Raw genomic sequence first — 18383 nt, 5'->3', positions numbered from 1 at the left:
GCCAACAGGTTGTGACCGGGCTTAGGCGACCCCGTGGCTGACACCGCGGAGCCGCCATTTTTGAACGGAGTTAACCGTCTTTTTGGTCGTAGGCCGTGCCCCAACCCCATGCGCCCGAGCCAAATCCGCGCGCAACAACTCGCTCGCGGTAAATAGCCGAGACCACATCACCGTCTCCGGCGAGCAGGGCCTTGGTGGAACACATTTCGGCGCAGAGGGGCAGTTTGCCCTCGGCGATCCGGTTGCGACCGTATTTGGCGAACTCTGCGGTCGAGTGCGTTTCCTCGGGACCACCAGCGCAGAAGGTACATTTGTCCATCTTGCCGCGCGATCCGAAGTTGCCCGCCTGCGGATATTGTGGCGCACCGAACGGGCACGCGTAGAAGCAATAACCGCAACCGATGCACAGGTCCTTTGAGTGCAGGACGACCCCTTCTTCGTTCTGATAGAAGCAGTCGACCGGGCACACCGCCATACAGGGCGCATCCGAGCAATGCATGCAGGCAACCGAGATCGAGCGTTCGCCCGGATTGCCGTCATTGATCGTCACCACCCTACGGCGGTTGATGCCCCATGGGACCTCGTGCTCGTTCTTGCACGCGGTGACGCAGGCGTTGCACTCGATGCAGCGTTCAGCGTCGCAGAGAAACTTTGCTCTAGCCATTATCGTCCTCCTTACGCTGCCGAGATTTTGCAGAGAGTCGCTTTGGTCTCCTGCATCTGGGTTACCGAGTCATAGCCATAGGTCTGGGCGGTGTTTGAACTTTCACCCAGAACGTAGGGATCGGCACCTGCGGGGTATTTCTCCCGCAAGTCCTGACCCTGGAAATGGCCGCCAAAGTGGAACGGCATGAAAGCCACTCCGGCACCGACCCTGTTGGTCAGCATCGCCATCACCTTGACCTTGCCGCCTTCGGGACCTTCGACCCAGACCTGTTGCCCGTCACGGATACCAAGGTTGTTGGCGTCGCGGGGATTGATCTCGACGAACATGTCTTGCTGCAGCTCAGCCAGCCACGGATTTGACCGCGTCTCATCACCGCCGCCTTCATATTCGACAAGACGACCTGACGTCAGGATTATTGGGTAATCCTTTGAAAAATCGTTCTTTTGTATCGAAGCATAAAGGGTGGGTAGGCGGTATGCCTGACGGTCCTCGTAGGTCGGATAGTCCTCCACCAGATCGCGCCGGTTCGTATAGAGCGGCTCGCGATGCAGTGGGATCGGATCCGGGAAGGTCCAGACGACCGCGCGGGCTTTGGCGTTCCCGAAGGGCGCGCAGCCATGCTCGATCGCGACCCGCTGGATGCCGCCGGACAGGTCTGTTTTCCAGTTGGTTTCAGGTCCTGCAACAGCGTCGATGGCCGCGCGTTCCTCGGCCGTTAGATCGCCATCCCAACCAAGGTCCATCAGCATCTGCATCGTGAATTCGGGATAACCATCCTGAATTTCCGACCCAGCGCTATAGACCCCTTCGGCCAGCAGGTTGTCGCCATCGCGTTCCACGCCAAAACGGGCGCGGAAAGTCAGGCCGCCTTCGGCCACCGGTTTGGACATATCATAGAGATTCGGTGTCCCCGTATGACCCATTTCCGGCGTTCCCCAGCAAGGCCAGGGCAGACCATAATACTCGCCGTCGTTTGGTCCACCAATGGCTTGCAGCGTGGTTCTGTCGAACGTGTGCTGGTTGGCCATGTGGCTTTTCAGACGTTCCGGCGACTGACCAGTATAGCCGATGGTCCAGAGGCCCTTGTTGAACTCACGCGTGATGCTTTCAACATTCGGGGTTTCCGGGTCTTCCATCTCGATATTGCGGAAGAATCGATCCGCCCAGCCGAACTTGTTGGCGAACTTGGCCATGATGACTTCGTCCGGCAAGCTTTCGAACAGCGGATCAACCACCTTGTCGCGCCATTGCAGCGAGCGGTTCGACGCTGTGACTGAGCCACGGGTTTCGAACTGCGTACAGGCGGGCAACAGAAAGACGCCATCGGTTCGGTCATGCAAAACGGCGGAAACGGTGGGATACGGGTCGATTACGACCAGCATGTCCAGCTTCTCCATCGCCGTCTTCATCTCCGGCCCCCGTGTTTGCGAGTTCGGAGCGTGACCCCACAGAACCATGGCGCGGACGTTGTTGTCCTGATCCATGTTGGCCGGATCTTCCAGAACACCGTCGATCCAGCGCGAGACCGGGATGCCGCGCTCGTTCTGTAGCGGTTTGTCCTTGCCTTCCTTGTCCTTGATCGTGGCGAACTGACCCGCCAGCCATTCGGAATCTTCACCCCAGACACGACCCCAATGACCCCATGCCCCTTTGGACAGACCGTAATAGCCGGGCAGGGTGTGGGACAGAACACCAAGGTCCGTCGCGCCCTGCACGTTGTCATGGCCGCGGAAGATGTTGGTGCCACCACCCGAGGTGCCCATGTTGCCAAGCGCAAGTTGAAGCACGCAGTAGGCGCGGGTGTTGTTGTTGCCGTTGGTGTGCTGCGTACCACCCATACACCAGATCACCGTACCAGGACGGTTGTTGGCCATGGTGCGGGCCACGCGGCGCAACTGCGAACCGGGAGTGCCGGTGACGCGCTCGACCTCGTCCGGGTTCCACTTGGCAACTTCTTCACGAATCTGGTCCATGCCCCAGACCCGGGTTCGGATGAACTCTTTGTCCTCCCAACCGTTATCGAAGATATGCCACAGAATACCCCAGACCAGAGCAACGTCGGTGCCGGGACGGAAACGGACATATTCATCCGCATGCGCCGCCGTGCGCGTAAAGCGCGGGTCGCAGACGATCAGCGGGGCGTTATTCTGCTCTTTCGCGCGCAGAACATGCAGCAGCGAGACGGGGTGTGCCTCGGCCGGGTTGCCGCCAATGATGAAGATGGCCCGCGAGTTATGGATGTCGTTGTACGAATTGGTCATGGCGCCGTAGCCCCATGTGTTCGCAACACCCGCAACGGTGGTTGAGTGGCAAATACGGGCCTGATGATCCACGTTGTTCGTGCCCCAATAGGCGGCGAACTTTCGGAACAGGTAGGCCTGTTCGTTGTTATGTTTCGCAGAACCCAGCCAGTACACGCTGTCCGGCCCGGATTCCTCGCGGATGCTCATCATGCCGTCGCCGATCTCGTTGATCGCCTCTTCCCAGCTGATGCGCTTCCACTCGCCGCCTTCCTTTTTCATCGGATACTTGAGGCGACGTTCGCCGTGGGCGTGCTCGCGGACCGAGGCTCCCTTGGCGCAATGTGCTCCCAAATTGAACGGGCTGTCCCAACCGGGCTCTTGCCCGATCCAGACGCCATTCTGCACTTCGGCGACGACTGTACAGCCGACCGAGCAGTGGGTGCATACGGATTTGATATTCTCAACGGCCTGGTTTGCGGCTGTCTGGGCGCTGGCAGGCGTCACGGTTCCACCCGTGGCGCTGATCGCGGCGAGGCCGCCGATCGTCAGGCCCGAGCCACGCAGGAATGCGCGGCGATCGACGGTTTTTTCGCCGACCTGGGACAGGATACTTGTCCGCTGGGGGCGTCTCGCAACCCCGTTGGTCTTTTTCCTTAGCATTGGTTTCCTCCCTTGCTCGCCATGTAAGCCATGGCTGGCTTGGTACTGTGAGTGCCGACATCAGGGCCAATCGCAACCGTCCGTCGGGTAGGTGACATCGTCCGGTCAGAGAACCGGGCGCAGTCGAGGCGGCTTAGAAGCGCGCGCTGTCCAGGTAAGCGCGGGTATGCGCTGTGTCCTGCATGCGGGTTTCATCCGTGGGCAGCTCGGCTGCTTCGGCTTGACCGCTCAGGCTGGCGGCGGCGACGGCAGCGGGCGCTGCCGTTCCGGCCAGTTTGAGGAAGTCGCGGCGTGTGGCGCCTTCTTCCTTGGTCTTGCTCATGGGATCCTCCTTTCCCAATTGCAGTTTAACGCCCCTAAAGACGTTGGCGAATGACAGCGCTTCACGCTGTCGTCATTCGGAATGCCTCGCGCTCGATCTCCATGAATACCCGTCCGGCCGTGCCGACCGAAGCATAAAGAACCGATGCATCGGCAGCTTCCAAATCCGAATAGAAATGCATGGCCCAGGGGCCGATATGCTTGTTCCAGAACGCTTTCTGTTCCTCCAGAGAGGCAGGAGTGCCGAAACGGCCAACGATCATGCCCGCCATCATCTCCATCAACGATGCGATATTGTCCTCGGGTTCGAATACGTTCTGTGCCCGCGTAATTCCGCGTGCAGCCATGTCGTTGCGCAGTTGGGCTAGTGGTTTTTCGTTTAGGAACCCGGTCAGGTAAAAACTAGCATAAGGCAGTAACTCACCACGCCCCAGCCCGATGAACAAGGCGTTGAACTCCCGCTCGGCCGCGGCAGGCTTCGTGACCTTGGCCACGCGCGCCATCGCCTGAATGGCCTGACCCAAGTCGGTACCATCTCCAGTCAGACTGGCCACCTGATCCAGCAACATCTGATCCGGCGGAACCGCCAACAGCAGCCCAAGAAAATTGTAGAAATCCGCGCGCAGGCGATCTTCGGCCGAAACATCCATTTGTTGCGCGTTGCCTGCGGTCATGGGGCTATCCTTCGAACTCAAATTTCATGCGGCGCGGGGTGGGGGGCAGATCAACTTCTTCAAGGTCTTCAGGCTCTGCCATGACGACCGGTTCAGGCGTTGGCTCCTCGACCACCTCTGGTTCCGGTTCTTCAGTGAGGCATTCTGGCTCGATCTCTTCGGCTTGTGCCGCCAGTGCCTCGATATGGGCCAACATGCCCTTTCCGACCTGATAGGCAGTGGGGATGTTTTCGATCACGCAAGCCGCGTCGGTAAAATCCTCGCCATAATCAACCAGCCCATCCACATTGGCCAGCACCGGGTTCAGTCGCCACAGCCTCCGCAATGCGCGACGGCGCAGACGGTCGGGAACTGCCTTGGCCATGAAGCCTGAGACATCATCGCCTGCCTGCAATTCGTCCGGGTCGGGCAAATTGAACTCGGCCAGAACCTCGGCATCGGATTTCTGCTCCAGCTCGGCTTGCTGGGTAGCAAGTACCTGTTCTTCAACCGCGATGACCTCGGCTTCGGCTTCGGCCTGCACTGCCGCTTTGCGACGGGACCAGAAATCGCGGGCCTGCGTCATTGCACGATCCTCCGCGGGGCGCGGTAGACATCCGAGTCCTGACGGATACGCGCATCTCCTTTGCCGTCCTCGACCAGATCGGTGCGTTTCTTGTCACGGCGACGTTTGACGAAAATCTCTTCGCGGTGATGTTCCAGAGCGAAATCCCGGACCCATGCGATTAGCCCTTCGGTCATCGGAATCTTCTCGACAATCTCTTCGCCGGTATCTGCGTAGTCCTGCCCTTCGAATGGAGATGCAGTGACAAGCACCGCATCCATCGGGCGTTCACCATCCAGCGCGTCACGCAGAACCAAGTAGATTGAGGGCTGACCGTCGGAGAGGTTGACCATGTAGGCCTCGGTTTCATCAAACCAGAGGGTCAGGGGGAGGGTAGCGGCGTGATACTCCACAGCCTCGCCTTCGCGGCGCAGTTCCTGCCAATCGGCAGGCCCCGCACCGGGCAACACTGCAACGGCGCGCCAGTTCCACTTCGCCCAGCGGGTGACACCGGGTGTTTTGCGCACGACGACGCCGATTGGCATTTCAATCTGGCTTGCGGCCTTCGCCACTTAGTCCTCCCCGGAAGGCTCTCCCCTACCTTCCACTGCGTCTACTATGGTACACAAGTTAGCTTTCTGCCAAGCCTGAACTTTTTGGCCACGGACGCGATCACCGTTTGTTTATGAGTCTGAGCCATTTCACCGGCCTAATGCCGAAAGTAGTTTGGTCTGCAGGGATTGCCACTTTTTGCATACACCCTAATCTGATCCCGAGATGGGGAGACGTCCGGGAGGGGTGGCTATGGGCACAAAATTTCTGTTATGCGACTGTGCAGGGACACAAAACTTGAACGCCGAGAAAATCGCGTCCACCTGCAAAGCAGAGTGTTCCAAGGTTCACACGGCCCTGTGCACCGCTGAGTTGGAAGCCGCAGCATCGCTGATGCAGGACGGGGAAGTCGTGATTGCCTGTGGTCAGGAACAGGAGGTGTTCAGCGCGCTTGCCGAAGAGTTGAATATAGAAACGCCGGGCTTTGTCGATCTGCGCGACCGTGCCGGGTGGTCCGAGCAGGGTGAGGACGCCACGCCCAAGATGGCCGCACTGGCTGCGGAAGCGTTGCTGCCGCAGCCGATCACGTCCAGTGTGGATGTGTTCAGTGAGGGTACATGCATCATCATCGGACCGGGTGAGTTGTGTTTTGATCTGGCCGAACGTCTTGCGACCACGCTGGCGGTTACGGTGATGGTCACCGATGACGCCCAGCCGATCTCGCGGGCCTTTGACGTGGTGCGCGGGCAGATTCGGTCTTTGACCGGCGCGCTCGGAGGGTTCTCGCTACGGCTGGACGCCCTGCAGCAGATCGAACCCGGCGGGCGCGGTGCGTTTACATGGTCCGAACCTCGGGACGGAGCGAAATCGGCCTGTGACATCGTGATCGACCTGACCGGGGGAACACCGTTTGTGCAAGCCCCTGCCAAGCGTGAAGGGTACTTGCGTGCCGACCCCAAGGATATGGTCGCTGTCGAGCGCCTCGCATTCGAGGCGGTGCAACTGGTCGGGACGTTCGAGAAACCGCTTTATGTGCGAATGGAAGAGACGCTCTGCGCCCATTCCCGCGCCGAACAGGTGGCCTGCACCAACTGTCTGGATATCTGCCCAACAGGTGCGATCACTCCAGCTGGTGAGCATGTGACTATAGATCCAATGATCTGCGCCGGGTGCGGCGAATGCGCGTCGGTGTGCCCGTCAACGGCGATCACCTACGAGGACCCGCCGGTTTCAGCCCTGTTGTCACGGATGCACATTCTTGCGCGCACTTATCGGCGTGCAGGGGGCACCGCTCCCCGGTTGTTGGTGCATGACGCCCACGGGGCCAAGATGATCCGGCTGGCCGCCCGGTTCGGTCGCGGCCTTCCTGCAGATGTCATTCCGTTGGAATTGAACGTGATCTCGGGCTTTGGCCATGCCGAGATGTTGGCCGCACTGGCGCACGGCTTTGCCCGGGTCGATGTGCTGCTGGCTCCGGCCACCGAACGCGACGCGCTGGTCCGGGAACTTGAACTGGCGCAGGCGATTTCCGGGCCGGGTAAGATGGAGCTGATAGATGAGGCCGACCCGGACGCGATGGTGGATTTGCTATACGCGCAGAAAGTCCCGCCACCTCCGGCCAATCCGGTGCTGCCCTTGGGCAACCGCCGACAAATCGCGCGATTATCGGCGCAGGCGCTGAATCCGCAGGCGGAGACTCCGTTGCCGTTGCCCGAAAACGCGCCTTACGGGGCCGTGGCAGTGAATACGGATGCCTGCACGTTGTGCCTTAGTTGCGTTTCGCTCTGCCCGTCGGGTGCTTTGGTTGATAACCCCGACAAGCCGCAGTTGAACTTCCAGCAGGATGCTTGCCTGCAGTGCGGATTGTGCAGAAGTATTTGTCCCGAAGATGCGATTAATCTGGTTCCGCAACTCGATCTCAGTGACGCTGCGCTGTCGCAGCAAGTGCTGAACGAAGAAGAGCCGTTCGCCTGTGTCGAATGCGGTGCTTTGTTCGGTGTGAAATCCACGGTCGAGCGGATAATGGAGAAACTCTCGGGCACACATCCGATGTTTGCCACCTCGGACAAGGCCCGGATGATCCAGATGTGCGACAATTGCCGTGTGAACGCGCAGTTCCAGCAGCAGGACAACCCGTTTCAGTCAAACCCAAAGCCCAAGGTGATCACGACCGAGGACTATTTCTCAAAACGCAAGGATCACTGAAGTTGTAGTGGCGCGCCCAGATCGGCTGCCTTGATGACTGATACAAAAGCCAGGATGGCGTCCAGCTCTTGCACGGTCATCTCGACCGGATGAATGGGCGAGGGGCGTGCGGGATCGAAAGGCGGGGTCAGTCCGTCGATCTGGGTGAAGGCAGGATGTGGGTTCAGCGCAAAGAACGCCTCGAACCGTTCCGACCAGTCGGGCATCGCGCGCAGCACGGCAAAAGAGGGTGTCGAGCCCAACCCGTTCATGCGGTTCTTTGGCCCGATTACGTGGCAGCGTCCGCAATGGGTCATCGACAGTTCCTCACCGAGGGCGGTGTCGCCATCGATTACCGGGTCGGCTTGTGTCGCCGTGGACTCGAAACGGGTAGAGAAAGGCGCGCCCTGTTCCGGAGTAAAGGTCTCAACTGTGTTCTTGCCGATATCGGACAACAGCCAGTCGCGAAACCGTTCGTGTCTGGCGTTGTCTCCGATCCGCAGGTGATAGACCACGCCGTCGCGGGCAAAGACCGGATCGCCCGGTGGCGCGGTTTCCAGCACCAAAACGCCCGCATCATCCGCAATAACGCGTATCCCGGTCTTGAGAGAGAAGCGCGGAAGGATATGTTGCAACAGACCAGAGTCTTTTACCTCGGCCGGAGCAGCCAGACCCAATGCCTCCTGCGACCAAGAGGGACTGGCAGAGAGCGTCAGGCTCAGGCACAAGAGGACAAAGCGCATGGCCCAGCCTAACGGTCCGGCCCCGAATGCGTCAATTGAACTGAACAAGACGGAGACACATGCAATGAAACGCAACCTCGTGGTGGGACAAGTCAAAGGGGTAACGGTATGAGTGTTCGTGACGCGGTTCTGGCGAACCTGAAGAAGATCACTGATCCTGTGTCCGGCCAGGATATCGTCAGCGCGGGAGTGGTGCGTGCGTTGAACGTCGAGGGCGATACGGTTCGGTTTGTGCTGGAGATTGACCCGAAACACGCCGAGCAGATGGAGCCGGTGCGCGCCACCGCCGAGAAGGCGGCGCAGATCGTGGACGGGGTGGCCAAGGTCTCGGCGATGATGACCGCGCATTCCGACAAGGCGCCGCCGGATCTGAAACCCAAACCCAAACCTTCGCAAACCGGTCCGCAGGCCGTTCCGGGCGTGGACCGGATCATTGCCGTAGCTTCGGGCAAGGGTGGTGTCGGTAAATCCACCATTTCGGCAAACCTCGCCTGTGCCTTGGCGGCTGAGGGTCGTCGTGTAGGTCTGTTGGACGCCGACGTTTACGGCCCGTCGCAGCCCCGGATGCTGGGCGTCTCAGGCCGTCCGGCCAGCCCGGATGGCAAGACCATCCTGCCGCTGCGCAATCACGGCGTCACCATGATGTCGATGGGGCTGATGACCAATGAAGGACAGGCGGTTGTCTGGCGCGGACCGATGCTGATGGGCGCGCTGCAGCAGATGATGAACCAGGTGCAATGGGGAGCGCTGGACGTGCTGATCGTTGACCTGCCGCCCGGAACCGGTGACGTGCAACTGACGCTCAGCCAAAAGTTCAAGGTGGACGGCGCCATTGTTGTTTCCACCCCGCAGGACGTGGCCTTAATCGACGCCCGCAAAGGGATCGACATGTTCAACCAGCTGAAGACGCCGATCGTTGGGATGATCGAGAACATGTCGACTCATATCTGTTCCAACTGCGGGCATGAGGAACACGTGTTCGGTCATGGCGGTGTTGCGTCCGAGGCCGAGGCGCTGGGCGTACCGCTGCTGGGCGAAATCCCGCTTCACTTGAATATCCGGGTTGCCGCCGACGGAGGTGCCCCCATCGTCGTCAGCAAGCCTGACAGCCCGCAGGCCGAAGCCTTCCGCAAGATCGCTCGGGACATGATCGCTAAGGGCAACGCATGAGCGAGCCAGTTTTCCCGCCCTTGCTGTCGGGCCATCCGGTGCAGGGTGGGGAAGACCCGTTCGAACGCGCGCAAGCCATGGCAGCGCTGGGCTGTGATGCCGGATCGGTCGTGTACAACATTCAGGCCGACCGGCTGCGTGTGGCGATTGTCTTCGCGCCCGAGGTTCCCTTGCAGGATGCCATGGCGATGCTGCCGCTATGCGCCGTGGGGTTCCAGAACGCACTGGGCGCACTGGCCCCGCCCGAGGTCGCCGTGCATCTTGGCTGGGACGGGTTGATCTACGTGAACGGCGCGAAATGCGGTGAGTTTCGTGTTTCAGCGTCCACGACGATCCCGGACGAAGAACCCGACTGGTTGGCCGTAGGATGGGAATTGACGCTGATGCAAACCAGCGTGGCACCGGGCAAAACGCCGGATATCACGGCGTTGTATGACGAAGGCTGCGCCGAGGTTTCGCCATTACAACTGGTCGAGAGTTGGTCGCGGCACATGCTGACTTGGCTCAACCGCTGGCAGGAGGACGGTAATGCGCCTCTGCATGGCGAATGGATGGGGTTGCTGCGCGGTGTCGGAGAACCCTGCGAGACCGGCGTTTTTCTGGGAACGGATGAGCGGTTCGGGATGCTGATCCGCGAAGGTGCCGAAACCCGCCTGCGCCCTTTGACCGAACTGTTGGAGAACGGATGATGAAACTGGCCCGCGCGATCCATTTCGATGAAAGCGACACAAACGTCTTCCATTCCCCGGCCCGGACCGGAGAATGGTGCATCTCGGGCGGGTTCGAGTTTTCAAACTGGGGGCAGGCTGATCTGGAGGGCAAGGCACGGCAGGCCTTTTCAAACGGCTGGCTGGGCGTTGAGACTTTTGGGCGCGTGACTTTTGTCGCCGTCACCCAGATCCAACAGGCGGAAATGGATCAGATCGCGCGGAACCTGGCCGAACATTTCGTGCAATTCTACGGCGCGCCCTCGGTCGAGGCTGCGTTGGGTGTGGCGCAGACCGAGATCGTCCATATGGCTGAACTATGCGAGGAACACGCCCCCAATACTCTATTGACCGTAGCGCGCGAATTGTCCGACAGCGGCGTACATGAGTCGTTTCGCATCATCACCCCGCAGGAAACACAGCTTGAGGCGCTGGCCGTCCACGGCTCGTTGGACGATTAAAGCAGGTCCGCAAACCCGCCGAACTGACCGCGTTTGAAGATCAGGCCTTTGCCGGTTCGGTACATCACCTGTTCGACCTCACCAACCAGGATCAGGTGATCACCGGCCTCGTGCTTGGCATGAAGCTGGCAGTCGAACCGGGCAAGACAGTTGGCCAGTTGCGGACGGCCCTTGTGATCGGTTTCCCAAACGGCATGTGAGAAATCCAACCCGTCGCGCGCGAACCGCAAAGCCTGATCCTGCTGTTCTTCGGCCATCACGTGAATGGAATAGTGTTGGCAGGCATTAAAGGAACTGAACCTGTGCGAATCCTTGGCCAAACACCATAACACGAGTGGCGGATCCAGCGACACAGACGAAAAAGAGTTGACAGTGATCGCGCGCGGTCCATTTGCCGAATGCGTCGTAACGACGGTGACCCCGGTTCCAAAACACCCCAATGCTTCGCGAAACGCGGGGCTTTGATCCGGGGTGGGGATGAAGGTTTTTTCCGTCATTACGCGCTCGTGCAGTGGCCGGGCATCAGGTGCCATGGCCAACTGTGATTGTCCATGAAAAGCTGAATTCTATCTGAATATTTTGCGGTTAATTCAGATCTTCCAGCAAACGACCATGCTGACGGGTGGCTTCGATGACAGCGCCAAAGGTGGTCATGCCGCGTGCATTCAGCATCGGCAGCATCTTGACCAGCGCCTGCGCCGTGGCGACCGCATCCCCCAGTGCCGTGTGGCGCAGCTCGTGCGGGATGGTGATCTCCAGTCTGTCGCACAGGGCATCCAGCGTGTGTTTGTCGCTGGCGCCAAACAGAACGGCGGACAACAGAACCGTGTCCAGAATGGGGTGATCCCATTCGACATCCATGTGTTTGGCGTGACGCCGCAGAAACGCCATGTCAAAGGGTGCGTTATGCGCCACGATCACCGCATCTCGCGCGAACTGGTGAAAGGTGCGACCGGCTTCGGCAATGTCCGGCGCGCCTTCGACCATGCGGTCGCTGACCTTGTGAACCTTGGTCGAGGCTGGCGGGATGGGCATGCCGGGATTGACCAGCATATCCAGCTTCTCACCCGCGACAATCCGGCCGTTCACCACCCGCACCGCGCCGATCTGGACGATCTCGTCCTTGTGCGGCAGCAACCCGGTGGTTTCGGTGTCAAAGACGACAAAGCACAACTCCTGAAGCGCGAGCGTTTCGAATTGTCCTCCGGCTGCGCTGTTGAGCAGGTCGAAATCATAGACCAGCGGCCGCGCGGCTTCGGGCTCGATATTGGCGGCACTTTCGTCAAAGATCAGCAGATAACCGGGCGCGTCGCCCAGCGGTTTCATCCGGGCGGCATAGGTCTGCGCGCCGTCAATGCTGGTCAGTGTACATTCGACCTCAAGCCCGGTTTTTGACAGTTTTTCATAGGCTTCCTGCAGAGGCACTGGCTGCAGGTATTCGAATAACGAGGCGTTCAGACGGGGATGCGCGATCTGGGCCAGAACCCCGGCGGCCTGACCGTCATAGAGAACGATCTTATGAGTGGGGCTGGCCAGCACCATTGCCACGGGTATCTCGGTCAGCAACGCAGTTAGCCGTTGTTTTTCGGCTGACAAATGCGCGGTTTCCGCAGCCACAGCTTCGGCGACATCCATTGTCTTGCCCGACAATTGATCCGCCAACCCGGCTGCCGCAGGGGCCAGATCTCCCAGATAGCGCGCAGCCTGCATATCGACATCTGTACTGACCCCAGCATGGGCGCGGGCGCGCAGCTGGGCTGACAACCTCTCGATTGGTTTGGCGACGTTGTCGTCAAACAGCAGCCATACACCTACGATTAAACTGACAATACCGAAGGCGATGAGGATTTCGGCAAAGATGAAAGCGTTCGCAAGGGCCGGGTCCGCGGCGCGCTTGTAACTGATCCACAGTGCCAGAGAACTGACCACCACGCCGCCCAGGGCAAGCAGGCAGAAGAACAGAAAAATGCGAATGCGCAGGCTCAACCGGGTCAGCATGTTACACTCCGCAGGTTGCCTCAATTATCGGGTCACCGTCGCCGACACTCAGCCAATCGACGTTCTGTAAATGGCCATCATCACCGAATTCGACACCATCGGCCAGACTGGCGCGGCTGTTGGCGGCGCAATCGACGGCCACCGGCAGTTTGGAAATCGGAGCCCAGCGGCCAAAGAAGTACATATCGACCAGCCGTTGTTGCGGAACCTGCTCGTTGGTGCGAACCGAGACCGTGTCAATAGCGGCGAACCGATCAACAAAGGGCACCGCATAGGTCCACGGGCGATAGAAGGCCCGGCTTTCGACTTCCTGCACGATCTCCATGCCATCTGGCAGGGTCTCAACAGTGCGGTCATACCAGGAGTACTCGCTGGCGATGGTCATGCCAATCATGCCCAGGCCTGCAGCGACCGGAGCCGCCCAGCGGGGCAGGCGGCCGCCCGTCAATTTGTTCACTACCATCACCACACCTGCGAAGGCAAAGCCCGCAAAGATGGTACCGATCAGTTCCAGAAACATGTGTCACTCCAAATTTCAGACGCTTGCGTCCGTATTGTTTTTTCTGGCCTAGCCCAGCATACCCTTGCCATGACCCACCGCGGATTGCATCGTTTTTACGACAACGAAGGCGTCGCGCAGATGGCTCCTCTCGAAATCCGACAAGGCGGATGGTGGGAGATAATTGTCGGGCTTTTCACCGGATTTGATCAGCCTTACCTGATGTTCCAGCCTCGCTTCCGCAATCAGGTCATAAGCGTCAAGAATGTCCCGCGCGCCTGAGGGGCTTAGCACTTCGGCGGCTTCGGCGGCCTTCAGGCGGGCACGGGTGTTGGCCTCGGTCAATTGGCCCTGCAGGCTGTAGACACGGGCCAGATCGACCACTGGAACCACGCCGTTGTGCTTCAGGTCCAACGTGTTGCGATGCTCGCCCGAGCGGATGGTGGCGAAACCACGCAGCAAGCCAAGTGGCGGGGTGTGTTTCAGCGAGTTTGAGATCATGTGCGCCACGAAGATCGAATTCGAATTGGCTGCGGCCAGCGTGTCGGCCTGAAGATCGGTAAACAGTTCGAACGCGCCGCCGATTGGGCGCAGATCGAACATGACCGATGCCAGCATCTGCGCCTCGGGGTTCGGTTTCGCGATCCAGCCCTTGAAATAGTCGCGCCAGACGCGCACCGGCTGACACCAGCGAGGGTTGGTCGCCATCATGTCTCCGGGGCAATAGAAATACCCGCAGGTATCCAGCCCGTCAGAGACGAATTTCGCAAGTTCCGCAAAATAGGGCATGTCGGCTTCGGTCACGCTGTCATCCAGCATCAGGCAATTGTCCTGATCCGATACGCCTGTCTGTTCCTGCCTTCCTTGCGAGCCGCAGGCCAGCCACAGATAGGGCACTGGCGCTGGCCCCAGCTTTTTTTCAGCCAATGCCAGCAGTCGGCGCGTTGCCGTGTCGGCGATGTCGGTGATCAGACGGGTGACGATTTCGTGGCGGTTGCCCGCGGCAACCAGTTGCATCAGCAATTGCGGGATTTCGACCGTGACCTGAGCCATTTCATCTGCCGAATTGGCAAGGGCGATCTGACGAACCAGTTCAGCTGAGCTGACGGCTTGATAGTGCGTCAGATCGGTCTGTGTCACGATGCCGACCAGCTTGCCACCCTCGGCGATCGGGATGTGACCGATTCCGCGCTCCATCATCACATGCAACACATCCGAGCCGATATCGGTGGGCGACAAGGTGATCGGATCAACCGTCATGATCGCCGAAACCGGAGTGGTGTCGGGCATGGCGTCTGCCACGTATTTGCCCGAGATGTCGCGTAGCGTGGCGATGCCCAGCAACGAGTCGCCCTCGGTCACGCACAGGGATGAAATGTGGCGGTCACGCATCAGCCGCGCCGCCTCCTGAACCGGCATGGCCGCGGGGCAGGTGGCCGGATTGCGCGCCATCAGGACATCAATCGAACTGGTTGCCAGGCTTTGCGGGCCGGAACGCTCGCCGCGCGTCCGGTTAAAAAACTTGGCGACGAAATCATGATTGTCGATCAGTTGACGTACCACTGCCGAAGGCAGAATAAACACTACCGACGGCGTATCCGCGTGCGCATGAGTTGCCGCTTTGCCGTCTTTCAACAGGCCGCGCTCGCCAAAAGAGTTTCTGAGCCCGAGATGAGAGACGACCGCGCCGTTTTCATCTGTGATTTCGACCTGACCTTCGTAAATCAGGAAGACACCGGGCAAGGTATGTCCCAGCGTGTACACCGGAGAGCCTTCATCAACCTCTCGCACCTCGATCTGTTTGGCCAGATCGTCCAGTGCTTCAGAGGGCAGGGCGTCATAAGGATGTACGGATTTCAGAAACCGGGTGATCTGGTCGTGAGAGAGAGGCATCAAAAAATCCTGGGCGTCTGGTTGAAAAATCCCGCCCGGTGGTGTGCCGGACGGGAGTAGTAGATCGAAAAATGCGGCACATGGAAGTTAGCCAGATGCCGCATCATGCTCATTTGTTCTGAGCTGCGCCCGCGCCACGGGGAATGCGAACGCTTTCGACCAATTCGACGATCTCCCGCGGAGTCTCTTTGGTCATTCCGGCGACAACATATGCGACTGCAAAGTTGATCATCGCACCGATAGCGCCGAACGAGGTCGACTTGATCGGACCCAGCAGCGGGTCAGCATCGGTGAACGAGTTGGTGTCCGGAATGAACAGCCAGCCTTTGTGCAGGAAGATGTAGATCAGCGTAACGGTCAGACCTGCCAGCATACCAGCAACCGCGCCGGTGTTGTTGATGCGGGTCGAGAAGATCCCCATCATCAGCGCCGGGAAGATCGAGGCTGCTGCAAGACCGAAGGCCAAGGCCACGGTTTGAGCCGCAAAGCCCGGTGGGTTCAGACCCAGATAGGTGGCAACAACGATAGCCACAGCCATTGCGATCCGAGCCGCCATCAGCTCGCCTTTTTCCGAGATCTGTGGGTTGATTGCGCCTTTGACAAGGTCATGCGACACAGCCGACGAAATCGCCAGCAACAGGCCCGCAGCGGTTGACAGGGCAGCCGCAAGACCACCGGCAGCGACCAAACCGATCACCCAACCCGGCAGGTTGGCAATCTCGGGGTTGGCCAGAACCAGGATGTCGCGGTTGAACTTGGTCAGCTCGTTGCCGACCCAGCCTTTTTCTTCCGCGATGGTCTGCATGGCTTCGGACTTGTCGTTATAGTACTGGATCTTGCCGTCGCCGTTCTTGTCTTCCCAATCCAGAAGACCGGTTTTCTGCCAGGTTTTCATCCAGTCATAGCGCGGATCGGTGTCGATTTCCTCGACCGAGACAGCGCCACCTTCGATGCCACCGTTGGGCCACATCATATCGGTGATGTTCAGACGCGCCATTGCGCCAACCGCAGGGGCGGTCAGGTACAGCAGAGCGATGAAGACCAGCGTCCAGCCAGCCGACCAACGGGCGTCAGCCACGCGTGGTACGGTGAAGAAGCGCATGATCACGTGCGGCAGACCGGCGGTACCGATCATCAGCGACAGCGTGAACAGAACCATGTTCAGCGTGTTCGAATGGTGCGCCGTGTAGTCAGCAAAGCCCAGCTCGGTCACGATCGCGTCCAGTTTGGTCAGCAGGGGTTCACCGCTGGCGGTGTCACCAAACAGACCCAGGGCCGGGATCGGCGTGCCGGTCAACTGCAGCGAGATGAAGATCGCCGGGATGGTGTAGGCCGTGATCAGTACGCAGTACTGAGCAACCTGGGTGTAGGTCACACCCTTCATCCCGCCGAAAACCGCGTAGGCAAACACGACACAGGCACCGATCAGCAGACCGGATGTGTTCGACACCTCGAGGAAGCGGCCAAAAGCCACGCCCACGCCGGTCATCTGACCAATCACGTAGGTCACCGATGCGACGATCAGACAGATAACGGCAACGATGCGTGCGGTTTGGCTGTAAAAGCGGTCGCCGATGAACTCCGAGACGGTGTATTTGCCGAACTTACGCAGGTACGGCGCAAGCAGCAGAGCCAGCAGCACGTAGCCACCGGTCCAACCCATCAGGAAGGTCGAGTTGTCATAGCCGGTAAAGGCAATCAGGCCCGCCATCGAGATGAACGAGGCCGCGGACATCCAGTCCGCCGCTGTCGCCATACCGTTGGTGACCGGGTGAACGCCGCGACCGGCGGCGTAGAATTCCGATGTGGAACCCGCACGGGCCCAGATCGCGATGCCGATGTATAGCGCGAATGAAGCGCCAACAAACAGCAGGTTGATGGTAAACTGATCCATTTTCCCCGCTCTCCCTTATTCTTCGTCCACGCCGTATTCGGCGTCTAGCTTGTTCATGCGCCAGGCGTAGTTGAAGATCAGCACAAGAAAGACCAGGATCGATCCTTGCTGAGCGAACCAAAAGCCCAGATCGGTTCCGCCGACGGCGATGCCCGACAGCAACGGACGCAGCAGAATGCCGAATCCAAACGACACCAGCGCCCAGATCGCGAGGCTGATGTAAATGAGGCGCAGGTTGGCCTGCCAATAGCCCTTGTCGGCTTCGGCAGTCTGCGCGGAGTTTGTTGAATGATCCGCCATTGCGGGTTCCTCCTTCGCTTCCTCGTTGGGCGGCCCGTCACCCAACTCCTCCAGTGCGCCGGGCCGCTTCTCGATTGTGCCGAACACCGGATTGGTGTCAGGCAAAACTCCACCGGTCCGCCAAGGCGGTTCCTTTGAAGTATCCTTCTGTAGGATCAAAGCCCGGGGGCTTATCTCCTCCCCTTAATTCATGACCTCGTGCACGAGCCCTTGCAGGTCGTTCGCGATGTCATCGATCTGACCCATGGCGTCGATGCCTTTCAGCACACCCTGAGCCTGATAGTATTCGATCAGCGGTGCAGTCTGCGTGTGATACGCAGCAAGGCGGGACGCAACGGTTTCAGCGTTGTCGTCAGCGCGGCGCTTGAATTCGGTGTGGCCACACTTGTCGCACTTGCCCTTTTCGGCAGGCTGTTTGAACTGATCGTGATATCCTTCACCGCAGCCGGCGCAGGTGTAGCGGCCCGAGATGCGGATCACCATTTCGGCGTCCTGAACCTCAAGGCTGATCGCGGCACTGATCTTTTGATCGGCGGATGCCAGTAAGCCATCCAGCGCCTCGGCCTGAACCGTGGTGCGGGGGAAGCCGTCCAGAATGACGCCCTTGGTGCAATCCGGTTGGGCCATGCGGTCTCGCAGGATGGCGATGACGATTTCATCGCTGACCAGATCACCGGCCTCCATGACGGCCTTGGCGGCAAGACCGGCCTCGGTGCCGGCAGCAACTGCTTCGCGCAACAGATCACCGGTGCTGAGCTGAACCAGCCCGAACTGGTCTTCCAGCATACGCGCTTGCGTACCCTTTCCGGCACCCGGAGGACCGAGAAGGATCAGAACGGCGGGGGTAGTGGTAGCGGCAGCGTCCATCACATC

General features: G+C 59.6%; 18 protein-coding genes. 4 read left to right on the top strand and 14 right to left on the bottom strand.

Annotated elements, in window-relative coordinates; genetic code table 11:
* Nucleotides 1–70: 70 nt before the first annotated feature.
* From fdh3B to ACR0IM_RS04160, 6 genes are all read right to left on the bottom strand, one after another.
* Entirely contained in the window at nt 71–664 is a 594-nt protein-coding gene (gene fdh3B / locus ACR0IM_RS04185) for a formate dehydrogenase FDH3 subunit beta (protein ID WP_170324620.1), read from the bottom strand.
* A gap of 11 nt (nt 665–675) precedes the next feature.
* Nucleotides 676–3570: a formate dehydrogenase subunit alpha gene (locus ACR0IM_RS04180; protein ID WP_480680921.1), complete on the bottom strand. Its 2895-nt coding sequence runs from the start codon at nt 3568–3570 to the stop codon at nt 676–678.
* A gap of 133 nt (nt 3571–3703) precedes the next feature.
* On the bottom strand, nt 3704–3892 hold the full coding sequence (locus tag ACR0IM_RS04175; protein ID WP_142634359.1) for a ubiquinol-cytochrome c reductase iron-sulfur subunit N-terminal domain-containing protein: 189 nt from the start codon (nt 3890–3892) through the stop codon (nt 3704–3706).
* A gap of 61 nt (nt 3893–3953) precedes the next feature.
* Entirely contained in the window at nt 3954–4565 is a 612-nt protein-coding gene (locus ACR0IM_RS04170; RefSeq protein ID WP_480589704.1) for a TorD/DmsD family molecular chaperone, read from the bottom strand.
* Nucleotides 4566–4569: 4 nt separating this feature from the next.
* Nucleotides 4570–5130: a DUF3306 domain-containing protein gene (locus ACR0IM_RS04165; protein ID WP_480680920.1), complete on the bottom strand. Its 561-nt coding sequence runs from the start codon at nt 5128–5130 to the stop codon at nt 4570–4572.
* Nucleotides 5127–5681, bottom strand: a complete 555-nt coding sequence (locus ACR0IM_RS04160; protein ID WP_480680919.1) for a DUF3305 domain-containing protein — start codon at nt 5679–5681, stop codon at nt 5127–5129. The genes ACR0IM_RS04165 and ACR0IM_RS04160 overlap by 4 nt, the downstream gene beginning before the upstream one ends.
* A gap of 232 nt (nt 5682–5913) precedes the next feature.
* Here ACR0IM_RS04160 and ACR0IM_RS04155 point away from each other — a divergent pair, with 232 nt between their 5' ends.
* Nucleotides 5914–7866 (top strand): 4Fe-4S binding protein, encoded by a 1953-nt coding sequence (locus ACR0IM_RS04155; RefSeq protein WP_480680917.1) that lies wholly within the window; start codon nt 5914–5916, stop codon nt 7864–7866.
* Here the strand turns inward: ACR0IM_RS04155 and ACR0IM_RS04150 are convergent.
* A complete protein-coding gene (locus ACR0IM_RS04150; RefSeq protein ID WP_480680916.1) occupies nt 7860–8588 on the bottom strand; it encodes a c-type cytochrome in 729 nt (242 codons plus the stop codon). The two genes, ACR0IM_RS04155 and ACR0IM_RS04150, sit on opposite strands and share 7 nt — an antisense overlap.
* A gap of 108 nt (nt 8589–8696) precedes the next feature.
* On the opposite strand from ACR0IM_RS04150, the gene ACR0IM_RS04145 reads away from it, so the two are divergent.
* From ACR0IM_RS04145 to ACR0IM_RS04135, 3 genes are read left to right on the top strand one after another with little or no spacing between them, the layout of a single operon-like run.
* Complete coding sequence (locus ACR0IM_RS04145; protein WP_480680915.1) at nt 8697–9758, top strand: Mrp/NBP35 family ATP-binding protein; 1062 nt, start codon at nt 8697–8699, stop codon at nt 9756–9758.
* On the top strand, nt 9755–10447 hold the full coding sequence (locus ACR0IM_RS04140; protein ID WP_480680913.1) for a biotin/lipoate--protein ligase family protein: 693 nt from the start codon (nt 9755–9757) through the stop codon (nt 10445–10447). The genes ACR0IM_RS04145 and ACR0IM_RS04140 overlap by 4 nt, the downstream gene beginning before the upstream one ends.
* Nucleotides 10447–10926 carry a DUF6505 family protein gene (locus ACR0IM_RS04135; RefSeq protein WP_480589711.1) on the top strand — a complete coding sequence of 160 codons (480 nt, stop codon included), beginning with the start codon at nt 10447–10449 and terminating at the stop codon, nt 10924–10926. Before ACR0IM_RS04140 ends, ACR0IM_RS04135 begins: the two co-directional genes overlap by 1 nt.
* Here the strand turns inward: ACR0IM_RS04135 and ACR0IM_RS04130 are convergent.
* The 7 genes from ACR0IM_RS04130 to ACR0IM_RS04100 all read right to left on the bottom strand — a co-directional run bounded on the left by ACR0IM_RS04130 (nt 10923) and on the right by ACR0IM_RS04100 (nt 18377).
* Complete coding sequence (locus ACR0IM_RS04130; RefSeq protein ID WP_480589712.1) at nt 10923–11423, bottom strand: flavin reductase family protein; 501 nt, start codon at nt 11421–11423, stop codon at nt 10923–10925. The two genes, ACR0IM_RS04135 and ACR0IM_RS04130, sit on opposite strands and share 4 nt — an antisense overlap.
* Nucleotides 11424–11511: 88 nt before the next feature.
* Nucleotides 11512–12924, bottom strand: coding sequence for a 3'-5' exonuclease (locus tag ACR0IM_RS04125; protein ID WP_480680912.1), 1413 nt, complete (start codon nt 12922–12924; stop codon nt 11512–11514).
* A gap of 1 nt (nt 12925) precedes the next feature.
* Complete coding sequence (locus ACR0IM_RS04120) at nt 12926–13444, bottom strand: hypothetical protein (protein ID WP_480589714.1); 519 nt, start codon at nt 13442–13444, stop codon at nt 12926–12928.
* Nucleotides 13445–13492: 48 nt separating this feature from the next.
* The gene (locus tag ACR0IM_RS04115) at nt 13493–15316 is read right to left on the bottom strand and encodes a DUF294 nucleotidyltransferase-like domain-containing protein (protein WP_480589715.1); all 1824 of its coding nucleotides are present in this window, start codon (nt 15314–15316) and stop codon (nt 13493–13495) included.
* 109 nt (nt 15317–15425) lie between these two features.
* The gene (locus ACR0IM_RS04110; RefSeq protein WP_480680911.1) at nt 15426–17210 is read right to left on the bottom strand and encodes a sodium:solute symporter family protein; all 1785 of its coding nucleotides are present in this window, start codon (nt 17208–17210) and stop codon (nt 15426–15428) included.
* Nucleotides 17211–17225: 15 nt separating this feature from the next.
* A complete protein-coding gene (locus ACR0IM_RS04105) occupies nt 17226–17510 on the bottom strand; it encodes a DUF4212 domain-containing protein (protein WP_480532861.1) in 285 nt (94 codons plus the stop codon).
* Nucleotides 17511–17693: 183 nt separating this feature from the next.
* Nucleotides 17694–18377, bottom strand: a complete 684-nt coding sequence (locus ACR0IM_RS04100; protein ID WP_480680910.1) for an adenylate kinase — start codon at nt 18375–18377, stop codon at nt 17694–17696.
* Nucleotides 18378–18383: the final 6 nt, after the last annotated feature.

The organism is Ruegeria sp. BF6 (assembly GCF_056538665.1).
This window is presented reverse-complemented; position numbering and strand designations above follow the sequence as displayed.

Bases quoted from the DNA above. Each gene is read 5' to 3' on its own strand.
- ACR0IM_RS04155 (WP_480680917.1), top strand. From the start codon at position 5,914: ATGGGCACAAAATTTCTGTTATGCGACTGTGCAGGGACACAAAACTTG.
- ACR0IM_RS04140 (WP_480680913.1), top strand. From the start codon at position 9,755: ATGAGCGAGCCAGTTTTCCCGCCCTTGCTGTCGGGCCATCCGGTGCAG.
- ACR0IM_RS04115 (WP_480589715.1), bottom strand. From the start codon at position 15,316: ATGCCTCTCTCTCACGACCAGATCACCCGGTTTCTGAAATCCGTACAT.
- ACR0IM_RS04150 (WP_480680916.1), bottom strand. From the start codon at position 8,588: ATGCGCTTTGTCCTCTTGTGCCTGAGCCTGACGCTCTCTGCCAGTCCC.
- ACR0IM_RS04135 (WP_480589711.1), top strand. From the start codon at position 10,447: ATGAAACTGGCCCGCGCGATCCATTTCGATGAAAGCGACACAAACGTC.
- ACR0IM_RS04110 (WP_480680911.1), bottom strand. From the start codon at position 17,210: ATGGATCAGTTTACCATCAACCTGCTGTTTGTTGGCGCTTCATTCGCG.
- ACR0IM_RS04170 (WP_480589704.1), bottom strand. From the start codon at position 4,565: ATGACCGCAGGCAACGCGCAACAAATGGATGTTTCGGCCGAAGATCGC.
- ACR0IM_RS04105 (WP_480532861.1), bottom strand. From the start codon at position 17,510: ATGGCGGATCATTCAACAAACTCCGCGCAGACTGCCGAAGCCGACAAG.
- ACR0IM_RS04145 (WP_480680915.1), top strand. From the start codon at position 8,697: ATGAGTGTTCGTGACGCGGTTCTGGCGAACCTGAAGAAGATCACTGAT.
- ACR0IM_RS04180 (WP_480680921.1), bottom strand. From the start codon at position 3,570: ATGCTAAGGAAAAAGACCAACGGGGTTGCGAGACGCCCCCAGCGGACA.
- ACR0IM_RS04165 (WP_480680920.1), bottom strand. From the start codon at position 5,130: ATGACGCAGGCCCGCGATTTCTGGTCCCGTCGCAAAGCGGCAGTGCAG.
- ACR0IM_RS04120 (WP_480589714.1), bottom strand. From the start codon at position 13,444: ATGTTTCTGGAACTGATCGGTACCATCTTTGCGGGCTTTGCCTTCGCA.
- ACR0IM_RS04100 (WP_480680910.1), bottom strand. From the start codon at position 18,377: ATGGACGCTGCCGCTACCACTACCCCCGCCGTTCTGATCCTTCTCGGT.
- fdh3B (WP_170324620.1), bottom strand. From the start codon at position 664: ATGGCTAGAGCAAAGTTTCTCTGCGACGCTGAACGCTGCATCGAGTGC.
- ACR0IM_RS04125 (WP_480680912.1), bottom strand. From the start codon at position 12,924: ATGCTGACCCGGTTGAGCCTGCGCATTCGCATTTTTCTGTTCTTCTGC.
- ACR0IM_RS04175 (WP_142634359.1), bottom strand. From the start codon at position 3,892: ATGAGCAAGACCAAGGAAGAAGGCGCCACACGCCGCGACTTCCTCAAA.
- ACR0IM_RS04130 (WP_480589712.1), bottom strand. From the start codon at position 11,423: ATGACGGAAAAAACCTTCATCCCCACCCCGGATCAAAGCCCCGCGTTT.